Origin of the sequence: Segeticoccus rhizosphaerae, from assembly GCF_009192725.1 — a bacterium.
GTDB classification, from domain to species: Bacteria; Actinomycetota; Actinomycetes; order Actinomycetales; family Dermatophilaceae; genus Segeticoccus; species Segeticoccus rhizosphaerae.
Genome location: NZ_VOHR01000347.1, coordinates 1 through 3772 on the forward strand (window position 1 = coordinate 1; position 3772 = coordinate 3772).

Below are 3772 nucleotides of genomic sequence, written 5' to 3' on the forward strand. Positions count from 1 at the left end.
CTCCAGGCAGGCGGCGATCGCGCGCTCGCCGTGCGGCACCGAGGTCACCTCGCCCTCGGCGTTGCGGGTCACCGCGAACCGGCGCACCTGGGCGAGCGCCACGAGCCGCTCGTCGGCCGGGTTGTCGAGCGCGACGCAGTGGTAGAGCAGCACGTCCTCGGGCGCCTCGAGCCGGGTGACCCGGAAATTGCGCAGCCGCCAGAGGTTGAGCCGGCGTCCCACCATGGGGTGCACGCCGCGCACCAGGTCGTCCTCGACGAGCCCTTCCGCCGAGGGCCGGAAGGTGAAGTAGTTCACCGGCCGACCTCCACCGGGCGAGACGGCCACGGCGATCCGTCGCGCCAGCCCGGGCAGGGGGCCCGCCGACAGGATCGAGCGCAGCTCGTCGGAGGCCGCCTGCGCCGACTCGGGCTCGTCGGGCCAGGTGAGGTAGAGGTCCACGGCCCCGGTGAGCCCCTCGGGCATGTCCTCGAGCTGCGCGGTGAGCTGGGCGTTCAGACCGCTGGCGGTGGCCAGCTCCGAGACCGCGCCCACCGTGGTGACGACACGGGTCGGTCGCCCGTCCACGGTGTAGTCGCACGACACGAACGGCCGCCCGTCGACTGCCAGGACGCGCAGGTCGTGCAGCTGGTGCTCGCGGTAGTGGCGCCGCACGAGGACCTCGAGCATCGGCTCCGGCGTGGCGTAGCGCCCGTCCTCGATGCGCTCGGCCAGGAAACGGACCAGCTGCTCCGGGATGGCCACCAGCTCGTCGATGCGGGCGGCCCGCTCGCTCGAGTCCGGCATTGCGGCCAGTCGGTCGAGCTCCTCCGGCACACCGGCGATCACCCGGCTGCGGGCGGCGTCCGCCTCCGGCTGGTCGAACCACCGGAACCGGACGCTGCGGGCCAGGTCACCGACGACGGGATGGCGCAGCTGGGTGGCGACGACCAGCCGGTCGAGCACCTCGCGGACCTGCTGCTCGCCGGCGCCCGGGAGCGGATCTGCGATCCACGCCTGGAGGAGGGTCGTCACGACCACCACGTCGGCCGCGCTGCGCTGCTGGGCCAGGAAGATGCGAAAGACTGCCTCCTCCAGGTCCGGTGTCCGCTCGAGGTCGTGGATGTCGTAGTGGGACAGGACCCGCTCAAGACGTAACCGGAAGGTGTCGGGCAGCCGGCCCCGGTCGATGTCGAGGCTCTGGAGGTAGGTGTGGAAGTGCTCGCGCGGGCTGTGCACCTGGGTGTCGCCCCGAGCCTCGTCGCCGGCCGGCTTGGCACGCATCAGCTCACTGAGATCGGCGAAGACCGACAGCACGTCCAGCTCCGAGACGACCGGGGTCTCTCCCTCAGCCCGCAGCTCGGAACGCACGGCCAGGTAGGCGTCGAGGGTCCTGATCTGCTCCTGCGGGTCGACGTCGAAGCCGAGCAGCATGCTGCGCAGGTCCTCGAGTGAACGTGCCGCCCGGTCCGCCGCGGACGAGTCGGCCGCCGGTGTGGGGATCATCAGGTCGACGACCGCCTGCTCGGGGGCGGCAGTGGTGGCCGCGTCCTCCTGCGGCATCGCCTCGAGCCGCAGCAGCGGCGCGCCGGACTCGACCTGGCTGCCGGCCGACACCATCAGCGAGCGCACGGTCCCGGCGAACGGGGCGTGCAGCACCGTCTCCATCTTCATGCTCTCCAGGACCAGCACGGGCGCTCCCGCCTCGACCTGCGCCCCGACCCCGACCGGGGTCGCGACAACCAGCGCGGGGGCCGGCGCCCGGAGCACGCCGCCCTCGTCGCGGCTGACCCGGTGGGTGATGCCGTCGACCTCGACCAGGTGCACCGGGCCGTGGGTCGCCGTGACCAGGCGGTAGCGGTGACCGGCGATGGTGAGCCTGCTGGTGAAACCGTCCAACCGCTCGAGCTCGGCGTCCACGACGACGGCGTCACCGTCGTCACCGATGGCGACGCGGAAGCGGTCGGGACCGGTCCGGGCCACGGTCACGCGATAGGACGCGCCGCGCAGCTTCAGCTCGATCACCCTGCCCATCTCGTGCTGGACCTGCGGCCGGCCACCGTGCGCGGTCTCGAAGAGCCGGGCGCGTTCGACCTGCTCCTCCTCCTCGTAGCCCTGGATGGCGGCGGCCGCGAGGGCGACACCGGAGTGCCGGTGCTCGACCAGCCGGCCCTGCGCCCGCACCCTGTCGATCCAGCCGGTGTCGGCGCTGCCGTCGATCACCTCGGGCTGGGCGAGCAGGTCGAGCAGGAAGCTCTTGTTGGTGGCGCCTCCCTCGATGACCACGGTGGTCTCGTCCAGCGCCCGGCGCAGCCGCGCCAGGGCCTCGTCGCGGGTGCGGCCGTAGGCGATCACCTTGGCGATCATCGAGTCGAAGTCGGCAGGGATGGTGTCGCCCTCGCTGACGCCCGTGTCGACGCGGACGCCCGGCCCGGACGGCAGTCGCAGCAAGGAGATTCGCCCCGGCGCCGGCGCGAAGTCGCGGTCGGGGTCCTCGGCGTTGAGCCGTGCCTCCACGGCGTGGCCCGTCTCCGGCGGTGCCGTGCCCTCGAGGCGGCCGCCCGAGGCGACGTGCAGCTGCGCCTTGACCAGGTCGAAGTCTGTCGTGACCTCGGTGATGGGGTGCTCGACCTGCAGCCGGGTGTTGACCTCGAGGAAGGCGAAGAACTGGTCGCCGGGGTGGTAGAGGAACTCGACCGTGCAGGCGCCGCAGTAGCCGACGGCGACGGCGAGTCGCTCGGCCGACGCCTTGAGCCCGCGGTTCTGCGCGTCGGTGAGGACCGGTGACGCCGACTCCTCGATGACCTTCTGGTTGCGGCGCTGGATCGAGCAGTCCCTCACGCCCAGTGCCCAGGCGGTCCCCTGGCCGTCGGCGATCACCTGCACCTCGACGTGGCGCGCGCCGGTCACGAGCCGCTCGAGGAACACCACGCCGCTCCCGAACGACCGAGCGGCCTCGTCGCGGGTGCGCTCGAAGGCGTCAGCCAGCTCGTCGTCCGACGTCACCACGCGGATCCCCCGCCCGCCGCCACCGGCGGTCGCCTTGAGCATCAACGGGTATCCCACCGAGTGCGCGGCCGCGAGCGCGGCGTCGAGGTCCTCGACCGGTCCGCGGCTCCACGGGGCCACCGGGACGCCGACCTCCTCGGCGATCAGCTTGGAGCCGATCTTGTCACCGAGCTTGCGCATCGCCTCGGCGCTCGGGCCGATGAACGTGACACCGATCCTTTCGCACAGCTCGGAGAACGCCGGATCCTCGGCAACGAAGCCCCAGCCCACCCAGGCGGCATCGGCCCCGGTCTCCCGAAGGGCGCGCTCGAGCAGCGGCAGGTCAAGGTAGGGGCGACCCGACGCAGGACCGAGGGGGTAGGCGAGGTCGGCTTCGCGCACGAAGGTCGCGTTGCGCTCCGCGTCCGTGTAGAGAGCGACGGTCTGCACCTGCGACCCGCCCTCGTCAGTGATCTCACGCACCGCGTGGATCAGCCGCATCGCGGCCTCTCCGCGGTTGACGACGGCGACACGGGTGAACATCGAACAGCCTCCTGGAAACACGTGCTCCGTGAGGTGACGACCGACGTCACCGAGCAGGTCCACCTTTCCAGCCGGACCCGCCTACCGTCGAGTACACCACCGCTTCGAGTGTCGCGCGCCCCGCAGAGTTCTGTGCCGCGGCTCCTTCGCGGCAGAGTCGCTCCGCTCCAGTATCGCCGCTGGTCGTCGCCGCGGCCGTGTCGTCGCCGCGGCCGTGTGGTCGCCGCGGCCGTGTGGTCGCCGCGGCCGTGTGGTCGCCGCG

Annotated in this window: 1 protein-coding gene; it reads right to left on the minus strand. The window is 72.3% G+C overall.

Features of this window, described 5'->3' with window-relative positions; genetic code table 11:
* The coding region (locus tag FRW57_RS18740) for an acetyl/propionyl/methylcrotonyl-CoA carboxylase subunit alpha (RefSeq protein ID WP_152186732.1) at nucleotides 1-3510 on the minus strand (3510 nt) is incomplete at its 3' end.
* Nucleotides 3511-3772: the final 262 nt, after the last annotated feature.